Genomic DNA, 14,612 nt, shown 5'->3' on the forward strand with positions numbered 1-14,612 from the left:
CGCGCGCGGGCACCCATCGCCTACCGTGGCGTGGTGACCTCCCGACCGACCTCGCGCCGACTGACCCGCTGGGGCCTGGCCTGGCGCCTCCTGGCCACCGCGGCGGCCCTCGGGGTGCTGACCGCGGGCCAGCTCGTGGACACCGACGACTACTTCCCGCTCGGCTCCCTGTCGCAGTACGGCGCGCCGAAGGACCTCAACGGCACCGTGCGATCGGTCTACCTCGAGGCGCAGTTCGAGGGCGAGAGCGAGATCCGCACCCTCGGCCTCAACCACGCCTCCACCGGCGTGGCGCGCGGCGAGATCGAGGGCCAGCTCGGCCGGTTCATGGACGATCCCTCGCTGCTCCAGGCGATCGCGGACGCCCACGCCCGGCTCCGCCCCGAACGCGCTCAACCGGAGGTGCTCTACCTACGCCGCTCGGTGACGCAGTTGCAGGACGGCGAGGCCGTGGGTGAGCCGGAGATCCTCACGCTGGCCACCTGGGAGGTTCAGCCGTGAGCGCGCACACCAATCCTGAGGGGGGCACCGCAGCCACGGGCGGCACGACGGCGAGGCGCCCCTGGCCCCGACGCGCGGCCGGCGCGGTGGCCGGGTGGCTGGCGCCCGAGGTGCCGCTCGCGCGGGTGGCGGCCTTCCGCATCCTGATCTACGCCTTCCTCGTGCTGGACGTCACGTGGGTGCGCGCCAGCGTCATCCCCCACGGGTACGTGCCGGATCTGTACCAGCCCACCTGGCTCGCGCGCGCCGTCCACCTGCCACCCTTCGGTCCGCAGGTCGGCACCGCGCTGCTCTGGGTGATCCTGCTCGGCTGCGCGGCCGGCATCGCCACGACCCTGTGGGGCCGCTGGCAGCGCACCACCGGCTGGGTGGTCGCCGCGGCCTTCTGGGTGTGGATGCTCAACTCTCAGGGCTACGGCTACGTCAGCCACGACCACCTCGCGCTCATGGTGGCCGTCACCGTGCTGCCGACCGTGGGTGCGGCCACGCTGCGCGACGGCGATGCCTCCCAGGCGGCCGGGTGGGCGTTGCGCTGTGTGCAGCTGGGCGTGGTCGCGACCTACGTGGGCAGTGCGGTGCTGAAGACGCTGCGCGCGGGCACCCCGGCCGGGTGGGCGAACTCCGCGGTGTTCGTGTGGGCGATCATGCGCCGCGGCTCGGCCCTGGTGACCTGGACCCTGAACTACCCGTGGCTGCTGATCCTCGGGCAGTGGGCGCTGCTGATCCTGGAGTTCCTCTCCCCGATCGTGCTGTGGCTGCGCGGCCGCTGGCTCTACCTCGCGGTGGCCGTGTTCGTGGCCTTCCACGCGATGACGTTCGCCGCGATCGGCATTCACTTCCTGCCCACGGTGATCTGCTGGGCGGCGTTCCTGCCGCTGGAGCGGCTGCCGTTCCTGGCGCGGTTGCGCCGGGCCGCCTGAGCGCTCACCACCCCGCGCCCACCCACGCGGCGCCTGCCACCCAGCGACGACGTGCCTGCGGCGGCGAGCCCGTGCCCCGGGGACACGGTCTCGCCGCGGGCGGTACGGATTCGGCGTGGGACTGCGAGCGAGCGGCGTCGTCTCGCGGTCAGGCCTCGAGGGGCAGGTAGCGCCCGAACCACTCCAGGATCGCCTCGAAGCGTTCGCGTCGGTGCCGGGGCCGTCCGGAGCGGGAGAGCTCGTGCCCCTCACCGGGGAAGAGCAGCAGTTCGGTCGGTACGCCCTGGCGGCGCAACCCCACGTACCAGCGCTGACCCTGCTCCACGGGGCAGCGCCAGTCCTGCTCGGAGTGGATCACCAGCGTGGGGGTGACCACGCGGGAGAGGTGCGCCATCGGGCTCTGCGCGGCCAGGCGCTCGGGGTCCTCCCCGAGGTTCTGGTGGCCGAACACCCAGCCGATGTCGCTGGACCCGGCGAAGCTGATCGGGTCCAGGAAGCCGCGCTCCACCACCGCGGCGACGAACCGGTCCGTACGGGTGGTCAGCCACGCCGTGAGGTAACCCCCGTAGGAGCCGCCGAGCACCCCGGTGCGTGCGGCGTCCAGCTCGGGGTGGGTCGCCAGGGCGTGGTCGAGCAGGGCGAGCACGTCCTGCGCGTCCACGGTCCCCCACCGGCCCTGGATCGCGCGGCCGTGATCGGCACCGTACCCGGCACCGCCCCGCGGGTTGCCGTACACGACGGCGTAGCCCGCCTGGGTGTAGGCCTGCACCTCGTCGAAGAACACGTCCTCGTAGGCGGCGTACGGGCCGCCGTGGATCATCAGGAGCACGGGGTGGGGACCGGCACCGACCCGCTGCGGATCGGGCGTTGCGAGCCAGCCGTGCACCGGGTAGCCGTCGGGGGCCTGCGCGGTCAGCTCGGTGCTGATCCGCACGCCGCGCGCCTCGCGCAGCGCAGCGGCCAGGTCGCCGAGCGACCACACGCGCGGCGTTCCGCCCGCATCGGCGGAGTCGAGCAGCACCACCTCCCCGGGGCTCTCGGGGAGCACCACGCCGGCCACCACGCGGCCGTCGGGCAGGGCGTGGGCGCCCACCACACTGCCGGTGTGCAGCACCCGCAGGTCCGCGCCCGCGGCAGCGCCCTGCGCCAGGACGAGTTCGGTGCGCCCGCGGCGCACCCGGGTCAGCAGGACGGCGGCGTCCGCTCCCCCGGTGAGCACCTGGATCCCGCCCGCGCCCGGCCCGGCGCCGGGATGGAGGTCGTCGATCTCGGGGTCGGTGAGCCGGGTCAGGTGGTGGAGCTCTCCGTGGATGAGGTCCGCCCTCATCAGGGCGGCGTTCACGCCCACGAGTTCCACGCCGTCGGGCCCGTAGTCCGAGGCCAGGAAGTAGACCTCGTGCCCCTCCTGCACCTGGGCCGCGCCGTCCTGGCTCCCCCGGGCCGCCCCCTCCCCTTCGCGAGGCAGTTCTGCAGCCACCGCGAGGTGGTTCTGCAGGTCGCCGGTCACCTGAGTCCGGGCCGTCGCCGCGCCGAAGGCGATCGCGCGCACCGCCAGCGGGATGGGGATCGCGCGGATCGTGGCGGGCCGCACGGCCGCTCCCCCGGGTTCGGATGCGGGCTGCGCGGCCTCCTCGCTCGGCACGTCCAGCAGGATCTCGACCAGGTCGGGTCGCAGGGTGTCCGGGACCTCGCGCAGGGCGAGGATGCGATCACCGTCGGGCGAGAAGACCGGGGCGGAGACGCCGTCGAGACCCGAGGTGATCCGCACGGGACGGGGCGGGTGCTGCTCCCTGCCGGGCTCGGCCGGGGCGGGCACGTCGATCAGGTGCAGATGGCTCGGGCGGCCGATGGTGAAGCCGGGGCCATCGAGGCGATAGGTGAAGGTGGTGATCCGGCGGGCGGGCTCGGCGTCGGGGCCGACCGCGCTGTCGGTGCCGAACCGGCCGTGCTCGGGGACCCGCGCCACGTACGCGATGCGGGTGGAGTCCGGGGAGAAGACGGGGGTGCCGCTGACCCCGAGCAAGTGATCGGTGAGGACCTCGGCCTCGCCGCCGTCGGCGGACATGATCGCCAACTGGGGCGGCGCGGAGCCGGTGGCACGCAGGAACGCGATCCGCGAGCCGTCCGGGGAGACCACCGGGCTGGAGTCCCGGGTGCCGGAGGTCAGCGGCTGCCACGGGGCCTGCGCGGTGAGGGGGACCCGCCACAGCCGACTGCGGTAGGAGTCGCTCTCCAGGTCCGAGCGGGTCACTGCCACCACCGCCCAGGCCCCGCTGGGGTCCAGGCTCGGGTGGCCGACAGTACGCAACAGGTCCAGGTCCTCAGGTCTCACCCCCTCAGGCTACGACTCCCCCGCCGAGCGATGGGTTGCGCCGCCCACCGGCCCGCCGAGCGATGGGTTGCGCCGCCTTGGAGCGCTCGCACCCTGCGCAAGCGCACGCTCGACGACGGGGCGGCTGCACAAGCACACGCTCGACGGCGTGGCGTGGCGGGCCGGGGTGGGCACCTCAGGCGGGCGCGAGCGACGGCGCAGCCACCCCGAAGCGGGAGCGCAGCACCCGGCGCGCGGCGAACCACCCCGACATCCCGTGGACGCCCGGGCCCGGCGGCGTGGAGGACGAGCACAGGGAGACCCCTGGGATACCCAGCGCGTAGGGGTCCCAGGAGGCCCGCGGGCGCGCCACCATCCGCCAGATCGACACGGCGCCGGCGGCAATGTCCCCGCCGATGTAGTTCGCGTTGTGGTGGGCCATCTCGGCCGCTGGCACGCACCTCGAGGCCACGATCACCTCCCGGAATCCCGGAGCGAACCGCTCGATCTGCCGCGTCACGTCCTCGGTGACATCCCGCGTGGACCCCGCCGGTACGTGTGCGTAGGTCCACAGCGGCCGCAGACCCGCCGCGCTGCGCCGCGACGGGTCGAACCGGTCCGGTTCGCTCGCCAAGACCATCGGTGCCTCGGCGTGCCGCCCGGCGGCGATCTCCGCCTCCGCGAGCGCCATGTCGGCACGCGATCCCCCCACGTGGACCGTCCCTGCCCGGGACACCCCGGGTGCCGCCCACGGCACCGGCTCGGAGAGCACGAAGTCCACCTTGGCGGCGGCGTCGCCGTACCGGAATGCCTCCAGCCCACGACGCACCCGCGCCGGCAGCCGATCGCCCCAGATGCTCGCCGCGGCGCGCGGGGTGACGTCCATCAGGTACGCCCGGGCCCGCGGCAGGTCGCGCCACGTGGTGACCGGCACGCCCGTGCGCACCACACCCCCGTGCGCCACCAGGTCCGCGAGCAGCGCGTCGGCGATCGCCTGGCTGCCACCCACGGGGATCGGCCAGCCGCCGGCGTGCGCGAGCGCCCCCAGCAGGAGCATCGTCCCCGCCGGCGCGAGCCCGGGCACCGGCGCAATGGCGTGGGCCGCCACGCCCGTGAGCAGCGCGGGCGCCTCCTGCCCGGTGAAGCCCCGATCCCACGCCACGGTCCCCTGGCCGAGCAGCCCGCCGGCGAAGGCGAGCGCCGCCCGCATCCCGCCCGCGCTGAGCAGCTCGGGTGGCACGGACCGCTTGTCGCCCATCGCGAGCGCGACCACGGCATCGGAGTGCTGCGCCAGGGGCGCCATCAGCGAGCGCCAGGCTGCGCCGTCGGGCCCCAGGCCCTCGACGGTGCGATCCAGGTCCCGCCACGCCAGGCCCGCACGGCCACCGTCCAACGGCTGGGCGTAGGAGACCTCCGGCACGGCGAGCCGCACCCCCCGGGCGGCGAGGTCGAACTCCCGCAGGAAGGGCGAGGCGAGCGCCATGGGGTGCACGGCGGAGCAGATGTCGTGCACCACCCCCGGGGCGAGCTGCAGGTCCAGGGTGCGTGATCCGCCGCCCAGGGTCTCCTGCGCCTCCAGGAGGGTCACCGAGAGTCCCGCCCGCGCGGCGGTGACCGCCGCGGCCAGGCCGTTGGGCCCGGAGCCGACGACGACGACGTCCGTCGCCTCCCGTGCCACGCTGAGGCCTAGACCGGCCCGCCCGGCTTGGCCGGGTCGGTCGCGCGCGGTGTGACGCCGGCGCCGAGGTCGAGGCTCGGCATGATCTCCGAGAGCCTCGTGAGCCACTCCGGGTGCTCCTCGCCGAAGCAGCGGGCCACCACCCGAGCCATCGCGTAGGCGGCCGTGGAGGCGCCCGGCGAGGCGCCGAGCAGGCCGGCGATCGACCCGTCGGAGGAGGTGATCACCTCGGTGCCGAACTCCAGGGTGCCGCCCTTCTCCGGGTCGGGCTTGATGATCTGCACCCGCTGACCGGCGGTGATGATGCTCCACCCCTCGCGCTGGGCGCCGGGGAACATCTTGCGCAGGGTCCGCAGCTTCGCCCCGGGCGTCGCCAGGAGCTCCTTGATGAGGTACTGCACCAGGCCGAGATTGTCCCGCGCCACCGAGAGCATCGGCACGATGTTCCCGGGCCGGATGGTGCGCAGCGCATCGAACACCGACCCGAACGCGAGGAACTTCACGCTGAACCCGGCGAACGGGCCGAACAGCAGCGCGGTGCGGCCGTCCACCACGCGGGTGTCCAGGTGGGGCACGGACATCGGGGGCGCCCCGACCTCCGCCCGCCCGTACACCTTGGCGTTGTGGCGCTTGACGATGGCCGGGTCCTCCAGGCGCAGGAACTGCCCCGCGATCGGGAAGCCGCCGTACCCCTTGATCTCCGGGATGCCGGAGGTCTGCAGCAGTCGCAACGCGCCGCCGCCCGCACCCACGAACACGAACTTGGCCTTCACGGTCCGCGGCTCCCCGATGGAGGTCCAGGAGCCGTCACGCAGCGCCAGGCGCCAGTGCTCGCCCCGGCGCTTGACGTGGCGCACGTGGGTGGCGGTGTGCACGACGACGCCGCGCGCCTTGGCGGCATCCAGCAGCGCCTTGGTCAGGGCACCGAAGTTGACGTCGGTGCCCTCCTCGGCGCGGGTCGCGGCCACCGTGGCGTTCGCCGGGCGGCCCTCCATCAGCAGCGGTGCCCACTCGCGGATCGTGTCGGGGTCCTCGGTGAACTCCATACCGGCGAAGTTCGGGTGCTCCGAGAGCGCCGCGTACCGCGCACGCAGGTACTCCACACCGTCGGCCCCCTCCACCAGGGTCATGTGCGGCACCGGCTGCAGGTAGGTGGACTCCTCGGGCAGGATCCCGGCTCGGGAGAGGTAGGCCCACAGTTCGCGCGAGGCGCGGAACTGCTGGTTCACGCCCACGGCCTTGGTGATGTCCACCGTGCCGTCGGGCGCCTGCGGGGTGTAATTCAACTCACACAGCGCCGCGTGCCCCGTGCCGGCGTTGCGCCAGGGGTCGGAGGACTCCTGGGCGGGGTCGGAGAGCCGCTCGTACAGGTGGATCCGGGCGGTGGGGTCGAGCTCGGACAGCAGCACTGCCAGGGTGGCACTCATGATGCCGCCACCGATCAGTGCGATGTCGACCTCGGCATCGCTGCGCTTGGGGGCCATAGGTCCTACCGTAGGCGCTCGGGGTGCCGTAGCGCCAAAACCCGTCAGTTGATCCGCGGGCCGCGCATTGCGCGGCGCGGGGATCAGCCGACGGTGTCGGCGCGCAACACCACGGCGATATCGGTGATGCTCGTGAGTTCCGAGACCGGCCCGATGCCCAGTTCGGCGGCGATCGCCTCGGCCTCCTCCAGCATCTCGGCGTTCGCGTAGAAGACCGTGGAGACCTGCGGCTGCGCGGACTCGTAGTTCCCGGCCGTCACGTTGGTCCAGCCGGCCGCCACGAGTTGCTCCTGCGAGGCACCGGCAGCACCGGCCACGCCGGAACCGTTGAGCACCCGGACCGGCAGCGCGAAGTCGAGCGTGACCTCCGGCTCGGTGGTCTCCTCCTCGGTGGGTTCGGCTGTGGTCTCGGCCTCGGTGGCCTCACCCTCACCCGCCTCACCGTCGGTCTGCTCACCCTGCTCGGCCTCGGCGTCGTCGGTGCCCTCCGTGGCCTCGCCCTCAGCGCTCTCGGTCGCGACGGACTCCTGGGATGTCGTGGTCGAGGCCGAGGAATCGCCACCGTTCGTGGCGATGTTCACCAGCACGATCGCGAGCACGGGGGCGGCGATCACCACGGCGATCAGGGGCCACCACACCGCCCACCACGGGCGGGGTGCGCGATGCACCGCCTGCGGGCTGCGTTCACGCCCGCGGCGGTCGAACTCGTCCTCGGGATAGGGGTAGTCGTCCGATGCCACGGTGCGAGACTAACGGGTGAGCCGCATCAAGACACCTCGCCCAGCCGACGGGCGCTGCGCGCCTCGTGCCGACCGGCGCGCATCCGGCGCAGTCGCTTGACCAGCATCGGGTCAGCGGCCAGCGCCGCGGGAGAGTCGATCAGGGTGTTCAGGACCTGGTAGTAGCGGGTGGCCGACATGCCGAACCGCTCGATGATCGCGGACTCCTTGGCACCGGCGAACCGCCACCAGCCGCGTTCGAACTCCAGCACGTCTGCCTCGAGCTCGCTGAGCTGCGCCGTCACCTGCTCGGCGAGGACCGTCTGCTGCGCCATCATCACCCTCCTGTCGCCCTGGTGGCCCAGTGTAGGGGGCGAGTCACACCCATGTCATTCGTGCCCGTGACGCCGCCCGCGGCACCTGAGAGGATGCCGACGTGGCGACGCAACCCCTGGACACGCTCATGGCACCCGACTGGGCCGAGGCCCTCGCGCCGGTGGAACCCGCGATCCGCGCCATGGGAGAGTTCCTGCGCGCGGAGGTCACCGCCGGCCGCGGGTACCTGCCGGCGGGCGAGCACGTGCTGCGCGCCTTCCAGCGCCCGCTCGCCGACGCCCGAGTGCTCATCGTGGGTCAGGACCCCTACCCCACCCCGGGTCACGCGGTCGGGCTGTCGTTCTCCGTCGCCCCCGAGGTGCGCCCGATCCCCCGGTCGCTGCAGAACATCTACACCGAACTCACCGAGGATCTCGGGGTGCCACGCCCGACCTCGGGCGACCTCACCGGATGGGCGGACGGCGGCGTCGTGCTGCTCAACCGGGTCCTCACCGTGACACCAGGGCGCGCGGGATCGCACCGCGGGAAGGGGTGGGAGCAGGTGACCCAGCGGGCGATCGAGGCCCTCGTGGCGCGCGGCGGCCCCCTGGTGGCGATCCTGTGGGGGCGCGACGCGCAGGGCCTGGCGCCGATGCTCGGCGAGGTGCCGATCATCGCGAGCCCGCACCCCTCGCCGTTGTCCGCACGCTCGGGGTTCTTCGGATCCCGCCCGTTCTCACGCGCGAACGCGGCGCTGCGCGAGCAGGGGGCCGACGGCGTGGCGTGGGCGCTGCCGTAGCCTCGCCCGGGCGGGGCACCTGCGGCAGGATGGGACCATGCATGAGGTTCGGTGGTCCTCCTACCTGGCGCTCGGCGACTCCTTCACCGAGGGGCTGTGGGACGTGCTCGACGACGACGGCTCCCCCAGCGTTGAGCTCGCCGCCTGGGCAGCGGTGAACTCCCAGACGCCACAGGCGCACTCCTTCCACCTGCGAGGGTGGGCCGACCTGCTGGCGGGTCACCTCGCTCAGGCACGCGGCGCGCAGGGTGATGGCGGCCTGCGCTACGCCAACCTCGCCGTCCGGGGCTGGCAGCTGGGTCAGATCATCGACGAACAGGTGCCGCAGGCCCTCGCGATGAAGCCGGACCTGGTCTCGCTCGTCGGCGGCGGGAACGACATCCTGCGGCCGGCCGTGGACATCGACACGGTGGCCGACCGGCTGGAGGAGGCCGTGGCCACGCTTCGTGGGGCCGGGATCGACGTCCTCCTGGCCACCGGGATCGACGCCAAGGGGTCGACCCTGATCTCCACCACACGCAGCAAGGTCGGCATCTTCAACTCCCACATCTGGTCGATGGCGCGCCGCCACGGCGCGATGGTGCTGGACGTCTGGGGGATGCGGAGCCTGCGGGACTCGCGGATGTGGAGCAGTGACCGGATCCACCTACTGGCGGACGGGCACCGCCGGGTGGCGCAGGCCGCGCTCGTGGCGCTCGGCCTGGAGCCGGAGGACCATGCGTGGGACGACGTGGAGACCCCGCTGACGCCGCTGGGCACCCGGCAGCGCCTCACGGCCGATGCGGAGTGGCTGCGCGAGCACGCCGGCCCGTGGGCCGCGCGACGGCTGCGCCGCGCGGTTCCCCACGACCTGCGGCGCGCGAAGCAACCGGACTGGCTGGAACTCGACGCTCGCTGACCTGCCCTCACCCCGCACGTGTGACACACCTCACCCCACGGGTCCGCGATGGCTGGGTATGGTCGATCGCGAGCACGTTTGCCCCCATGAGACCGCGGTGGGCACCGTGAAGCCAGTATCACACCAGGGGGGTTCCATGTCCGATTCCGCCATGCGTCCGCACGCGAGCGCGACCACGCGTCGCACCGTCCTGAAGGGCGCGGCCTGGAGCGCGCCGGTCGTCGCCACGAGCCTGGCCGTTCCCGTCGCCGCCCGCGCATCGACCCAGCCCTCCGGCGCAGCCACGGGTCGATTCGCCTCCTGTGGGGGCGGCACCCAGCAGGGCGAGATCACGGTCGAGTTGGCGGGCCTGCCGGTATCGAGCAGGTGGCGCCTCATCACCGAGATCTCCTGGGTCGATGGGGTGCCCGCGTTCGACCCCGCCGACGTGCTGGTCGAAGGACCTGTGGACACCCGCAGCGCCACCGCGGGCTCCGCCACGGTGGAGTCCTCCGCCGCGAGCGGTACCTGGACGATCACCACGCCCGCCTACGACTCCATCGAGCGTTCCTGGAGCGCATACGTCCACGCCCACGTGGTCTCGGCGGACGGATCCATGGACCTGGTGACCACCTCCAACGCCATCTACGTCGACGGCCCGGAGTGCAGCGCCTCCTGACCACGACCACGAGAGCCCCCGACCGCCATGCGGCTCGGGGGCTCTCGTCATCCGTGGGATCGGGTGATGGCGCTCAGTGCGCCGCAGCCGCGCGATCGGGCTCTGCGGCCGCCGCCGAACCGACGCCGCGGCGCAGGAGCAGTGCGAGCCCCGCCGCGGCCATCCCGATGGCACCGCCGATGAGGAAGGCCAGGTGCGTGCCCTGCGACAGCGCCTCGACCTCGCTCGCGCCGCCCTCGATCGCGGCGACCTCCCGGGTCACCATGATCGCGACGAACGCCGCGGTCCCGGCAGCGCCCGCGAGCTGCTGCAGCGTGCCGATCATGGCGGAGCCGTGCGGCACCAGCGGTCCGGTGAGCGATCCGAGCGCCACGGTGAACATCGGCGTGAACACGAGGGCGAGACCAAGCGACATGAGGATGTGCGCGGCGGCCATCAGCCACACCTGCTGCGGGCCGACGGCGAGCAGCACCAGGGCGCCACCGGCGAGCACGAGGCCGGGAACCACGAGGGGGCGCGCCCCGAGCCGGTCGCACAGCCGGCCCACGGTTGGGCCGAGCAGCCCCATCGCCAGGGCGCCCGGCAACATCACCAGCCCCGACCCGAGGGGGTCCAGCCCGAGCACGTTCTGGGCGTAGAGGGGCAACAGCAGCATGACGCCGAACATGGAGAACATCGCGATGCACATGACCGCGGTCGCGATCGCGAAGTCACGCACCGTGAGCACCCGGATGTCCAGCAGGGGCCCGGTCCCTCGGACCAACGCGAGCTGCCGCAGGCCGAAGACCACCAGGGCGAGCGCCCCGACGACGATCGGCAGCCAGACCGGGACGACCGGGTCGGCCTGGGCTGCTTCGCCGAGTCCCGCCAGGCCGTAGACCAGCCCGCCGAAGCCGAGGATCACCAGGGGCAGGCTCAGCGCGTCCAGCGGGGTGTGGTTGCCCTCCGCCTCGCCGCGCACCCACAGCCAGCCGGCCACGAGCGCCAGGAGCGCGATGGGCAGCACGAGACCGAAGATCCAGTGCCAGGACAACGACTGCAGCACGAGGCCGGAGGCGGTGGGGCCCAGGGCCGGCGCGGCCGCGATCACCAGGGAGACCATGCCCATCACGCGCCCACGGATGGCGATCGGCACCACGCTGATCACGGTCGTCATGAGCAGGGGCATCATCACGGCGGTCCCGGAGGCCTGCACCACGCGGGCACCGAGCAGCAGGGAGAAGGTCGGCGCGAGCGCGGCCAGCGCCGTCCCGATGCTGAACGTGGTCATCGCGAGGAGGAACGCGCGCCTGATCCCGAGCCGGCCCAGCAGCCACCCGGTGGTGGGGATCACCACGGACATGGTGAGCAGGAACGCCGTGGTCAACCACTGCCCCTGGGCGGGCGTGATGCCGAAGTCGTCCATGATCGGTGGGAGGGCGACCGCCATCGTGGTCTCGTTGAGGATCACCACGAAGGCGGACACGAGCAGCAGGGCGAGCAGGCGCCGGTTCGCGGGCGTGAGCCGGGCCGCGTGCGGATCGAACGGGAGCGGGTCGTGCGGTGCGGGCGCGTCGGCCTGCGGCGAATGGGTTGTCATGAGGTCCCTGAGGTGCCGGAGTGGGATGCGAGCATCAGTATGACCGTCGCGGTCAAGCGGATTCATCGGTCGTGCCCGCACCGGGAGTCGGTGCCGCTGCGGGGGTCCTCCCCGCGGTGATGGAGCCCCCTATCGGATTCGAACCGATGACCTGCTGTTTACAAGACAGCTGCTCTGGCCAACTGAGCTAAGGAGGCGCGCGCCGCGCGTACGCGGCGCCTCGCATCATGCCACGGGCGCACGCACGAACCCAACGTCGGATCGCCTCGGGCGCTGCTGGACCGTCACAGAGTGGTGAGAGCGGAGGCGGGCAGGGTGCAGGTCGCGACATCCCGACCGTTCTCCCGCAGCCGCAGGAGGAGGTCCTCGCGTCCGTCCCGCTGGGCGAGCACCTCCGGCCCCGCATCGAGCACGAGGGTCCCGCCGTCCTCGTCCAGCATCGCGAGCCCGCCCCGCTCGAGCAGCGGCCGTGCGGAGCCGTCGACCCCGACAGCCCAGAGGCTCCCCTCGGCTCCGGCGAGGTCGCCGGAGCCGTCCTGGCTCGCCCACGGCGCATCCGAGGTCCACGTCCACTCGGCGCTGAGGTCCATGCCGTCGCTTGTCCGCGTCACCCACAGCCGTCGCTCGGTCACCTCCATCGCCATGAGGTCGACCCGCACCCGGGGTACCGGGTGGTCCCACCCGCTCGACGTCGTCACCTCGCACGCCGCACTCACGCGCGGGCCCGGGTCGTGGGTGATGGTGGTCATCAGCGGGAACGCGAAGGCGAGCCCGAGGCCGCAGACGAGCCACGCGGCCAGCGTCACCGCGTTCGCCCGGACGGTGGGCAGCGAGCGCGGGCGCACCCGCAGCCACGGGTGCGGCACCGGCGAGCGGGTCTGCACGCTGCGGGTGCGCAGCAGGGAGTCGGCGAAGGTGCGGTGCTGGGCGTCCCACAGCGGCCGCAGGTACCCGATGAACAGGAGGGCATCCAGCACGTGGGCGAACGGGCGCAGCAGCGTCCGGAGCAGGCCCACGGGCCTGCCGGTCTCCGCGTCCACGATCACCACACCGGTCACGCGCTTGCCGGGGGTCGCACCCGTGTAGGCCTGCAGCACCAAGAGCGCGAGGAATGAACCCACGACCCAGCCATTGCCGAGGTCGGCGACGGCGTCGGGCGCCCACGCCTCGAGACCGCTCCATCCAATGGGCGGGTGCAGCGTGGGACCGACGGCGGAGCCCACCGCCAACCACGCCACCGCGGCCAACAGGAGGTCGTCGAGGATCACCGCGAAGGCGCGGCGCCACCAGCCCGCGAGCGGGGGCGCGGCAACCTGCGAACTCGGGACCACAGCGTCCATCAGCACCATGGCGCCATCCTGGCACCGCCAACGCCTGCGCACCATGGTCGAGTGTTCAGGTCGCCCTCACGACCGCACCCGGCGATGCCCGCCCCGCCACCCGGCCGCCGCCCATCCGGTAGGAATGGAGGATGACCACCCCCGCCTGGAGCCTGCGCGCCCTCATGCCCGGCGTCTACCTCCCGGTGATCGTGGTGGAGATCGGCATCGGCGCGATCCTGCCGTTCATTCCCGCCGAGGTCGTGGACCGCGGCGGGAGCCTCGCCACCGCCGGCGCGATGGCCGCGCTCATCCCGGTGGGCCGCATCCTCGCCGACCTGCCCGCGGGCGGCCTGGCCAACCGCATCGGCGACCGCCGCGCGATGATCCTCGCCTGCCTGCTCGCCGCCGGGGCGGCCGCGCTCGTGGCCAGTGCACCGGGGTTGGTGCTCCTCGCCGTCGGGCTCTTCCTGCTCGGGGCGAGCGACGCCGTGTTCGGCCTCGCCCGGCAGTCCTACCTCACGGCCGTGGTGCCGCCCATGCAGCGCGCCCGGGCCCTGTCCACGCTCGGCGGGGTGGCGCGCATCGGCCTGTTCATCGGACCGTTCGCCGGCGCCCTGGTGGTGCGCGAGGACCCCACCGTGGCGTTCTGGCTCGCCGTGGCCACCTCGCTCGTGGCCGGCGGGCAGGTGCTCCTGTCCCGCGAGCTGGCGGGGGCGGCCCAGGTCGCCCAGCAGGAGGGCCACGGCACCGTGGTCGCCACCATTCGTGAGCATCTGCACCTGCTGACGCGGCTGGGCGTGGCGATCCTCGCCGTCGGGCTGGTGCGCGGGGCGCGGATGACGGCGTTGCCGCTGTGGGGTGAGCACCTGCAGCTGGATCCCTCGACCACGGCGCTGATCGTGGGGGTGGCCGGTGGCGTGGACATGCTGCTGTTCTACCCGGCGGGCAAACTCATGGACGCGCGCGGCCGGTTGTGGGTGGCGATCCCCTCGATGATCACGATGGGCGCGGCGTTCGTGGCGCTGCCCTTCACCTCCACGGCGCTCGGGCTCACCGGGGTGGCGCTGCTGCTCGGGATCGGCAACGGGATGGGCTCCGGGGTCGTGATGACGCTCGGCGCGGATGTCGCACCGGCGGCCGACCGCGCCGCCTTCCTCGGGGCGTGGCGGCTGCTGTACGACGCGGGGAGCGCGGCGGGGCCGCTCGGGCTGTCCGCGGGGGCGGCCCTGGGGTCGCTGGCCGGCGGCGTGTGGGCGATGGCGGGCTTCTCCGCCGCGGCGGCCCTCGCGCTGTGGAAGATGGTGCCGCGGTTCTCCGTGCACGCCAACCGCGGCACGCGGCGGCGAGCCGGCATCGAGTAGCCGCGGCGGGGCGGCCGGCGTCGCTGGGGTTCGCCCAGGGCGGCGCCGTCCTCGCCCAGGGCGGCGC

Annotated in this window: 13 protein-coding genes and 1 tRNA gene; 6 read left to right on the top strand and 8 right to left on the bottom strand. The window is 73.3% G+C overall.

Going from position 1 to position 14,612, the window contains the following annotated elements:
- Nucleotides 1-33 precede the first annotated feature (33 nt).
- Entirely contained in the window at nt 34-501 is a 468-nt protein-coding gene (locus tag ATL40_RS10475) for a hypothetical protein (protein WP_143556942.1), read from the top strand.
- Nucleotides 498-1,421, top strand: coding sequence for a hypothetical protein (locus tag ATL40_RS10480; protein WP_245867004.1), 924 nt, complete (start codon nt 498-500; stop codon nt 1,419-1,421). The genes ATL40_RS10475 and ATL40_RS10480 overlap by 4 nt, the downstream gene beginning before the upstream one ends.
- A 148-nt stretch (nt 1,422-1,569) precedes the next feature.
- On the opposite strand, the gene ATL40_RS10485 is transcribed toward ATL40_RS10480, so the two are convergent.
- From ATL40_RS10485 to ATL40_RS10505, 5 genes are all read right to left on the bottom strand, one after another.
- The gene (locus tag ATL40_RS10485; RefSeq protein ID WP_098469479.1) at nt 1,570-3,753 is read right to left on the bottom strand and encodes an alpha/beta hydrolase family protein; all 2,184 of its coding nucleotides are present in this window, start codon (nt 3,751-3,753) and stop codon (nt 1,570-1,572) included.
- 175 nt (nt 3,754-3,928) lie between these two features.
- On the bottom strand, nt 3,929-5,410 hold the full coding sequence (locus tag ATL40_RS10490; protein WP_098469480.1) for a phytoene desaturase family protein: 1,482 nt from the start codon (nt 5,408-5,410) through the stop codon (nt 3,929-3,931).
- 8 nt (nt 5,411-5,418) lie between these two features.
- Nucleotides 5,419-6,894, bottom strand: a complete 1,476-nt coding sequence (gene mqo / locus ATL40_RS10495) for a malate dehydrogenase (quinone) (RefSeq protein ID WP_098469481.1) — start codon at nt 6,892-6,894, stop codon at nt 5,419-5,421.
- 83 nt (nt 6,895-6,977) lie between these two features.
- A complete protein-coding gene (locus ATL40_RS10500) occupies nt 6,978-7,634 on the bottom strand; it encodes a LytR C-terminal domain-containing protein (protein ID WP_098469482.1) in 657 nt (218 codons plus the stop codon).
- Nucleotides 7,635-7,660: 26 nt separating this feature from the next.
- Complete coding sequence (locus ATL40_RS10505) at nt 7,661-7,948, bottom strand: DUF3263 domain-containing protein (RefSeq protein WP_425443374.1); 288 nt, start codon at nt 7,946-7,948, stop codon at nt 7,661-7,663.
- Nucleotides 7,949-8,049: 101 nt separating this feature from the next.
- Between ATL40_RS10505 and ATL40_RS10510 the strand changes: the two genes are divergently transcribed.
- From ATL40_RS10510 to ATL40_RS10520, 3 genes are all read left to right on the top strand, one after another.
- Complete coding sequence (locus tag ATL40_RS10510) at nt 8,050-8,727, top strand: uracil-DNA glycosylase (protein ID WP_098469484.1); 678 nt, start codon at nt 8,050-8,052, stop codon at nt 8,725-8,727.
- A 37-nt stretch (nt 8,728-8,764) separates the two neighbouring features.
- On the top strand, nt 8,765-9,625 hold the full coding sequence (locus tag ATL40_RS10515; protein WP_098469485.1) for an SGNH/GDSL hydrolase family protein: 861 nt from the start codon (nt 8,765-8,767) through the stop codon (nt 9,623-9,625).
- 136 nt (nt 9,626-9,761) lie between these two features.
- Nucleotides 9,762-10,283, top strand: a complete 522-nt coding sequence (locus ATL40_RS10520; protein WP_143556943.1) for a hypothetical protein — start codon at nt 9,762-9,764, stop codon at nt 10,281-10,283.
- Between the two features lie 73 nt (nt 10,284-10,356).
- Here the strand turns inward: ATL40_RS10520 and ATL40_RS10525 are convergent, their stop codons facing one another.
- From ATL40_RS10525 to ATL40_RS10535, 3 genes are all read right to left on the bottom strand, one after another.
- Nucleotides 10,357-11,862: a DHA2 family efflux MFS transporter permease subunit gene (locus ATL40_RS10525; RefSeq protein WP_098469487.1), complete on the bottom strand. Its 1,506-nt coding sequence runs from the start codon at nt 11,860-11,862 to the stop codon at nt 10,357-10,359.
- A gap of 120 nt (nt 11,863-11,982) precedes the next feature.
- Nucleotides 11,983-12,059, bottom strand: a tRNA-Thr gene (locus ATL40_RS10530).
- Between the two features lie 87 nt (nt 12,060-12,146).
- Nucleotides 12,147-13,211, bottom strand: coding sequence for an RDD family protein (locus tag ATL40_RS10535; RefSeq protein WP_169925940.1), 1,065 nt, complete (start codon nt 13,209-13,211; stop codon nt 12,147-12,149).
- Nucleotides 13,212-13,333: 122 nt separating this feature from the next.
- Between ATL40_RS10535 and ATL40_RS10540 the strand changes: the two genes are divergently transcribed.
- Nucleotides 13,334-14,545, top strand: a complete 1,212-nt coding sequence (locus ATL40_RS10540) for an MFS transporter (protein ID WP_098469489.1) — start codon at nt 13,334-13,336, stop codon at nt 14,543-14,545.
- The last annotated feature ends 67 nt before the right edge of the window (nt 14,546-14,612 follow it).

It is taken from the genome of Serinibacter salmoneus, assembly GCF_002563925.1.
Classification (GTDB): domain Bacteria; phylum Actinomycetota; class Actinomycetes; order Actinomycetales; family Beutenbergiaceae; genus Serinibacter; species Serinibacter salmoneus.

Bases quoted from the DNA above. Each gene is read 5' to 3' on its own strand.
- mqo (WP_098469481.1), bottom strand. From the start codon at position 6,894: ATGGCCCCCAAGCGCAGCGATGCCGAGGTCGACATCGCACTGATCGGT.
- ATL40_RS10505 (WP_425443374.1), bottom strand. From the start codon at position 7,948: ATGGCGCAGCAGACGGTCCTCGCCGAGCAGGTGACGGCGCAGCTCAGC.
- ATL40_RS10515 (WP_098469485.1), top strand. From the start codon at position 8,765: ATGCATGAGGTTCGGTGGTCCTCCTACCTGGCGCTCGGCGACTCCTTC.
- ATL40_RS10520 (WP_143556943.1), top strand. From the start codon at position 9,762: ATGTCCGATTCCGCCATGCGTCCGCACGCGAGCGCGACCACGCGTCGC.
- ATL40_RS10525 (WP_098469487.1), bottom strand. From the start codon at position 11,862: ATGACAACCCATTCGCCGCAGGCCGACGCGCCCGCACCGCACGACCCG.
- ATL40_RS10535 (WP_169925940.1), bottom strand. From the start codon at position 13,211: ATGGTGCTGATGGACGCTGTGGTCCCGAGTTCGCAGGTTGCCGCGCCC.
- ATL40_RS10540 (WP_098469489.1), top strand. From the start codon at position 13,334: ATGACCACCCCCGCCTGGAGCCTGCGCGCCCTCATGCCCGGCGTCTAC.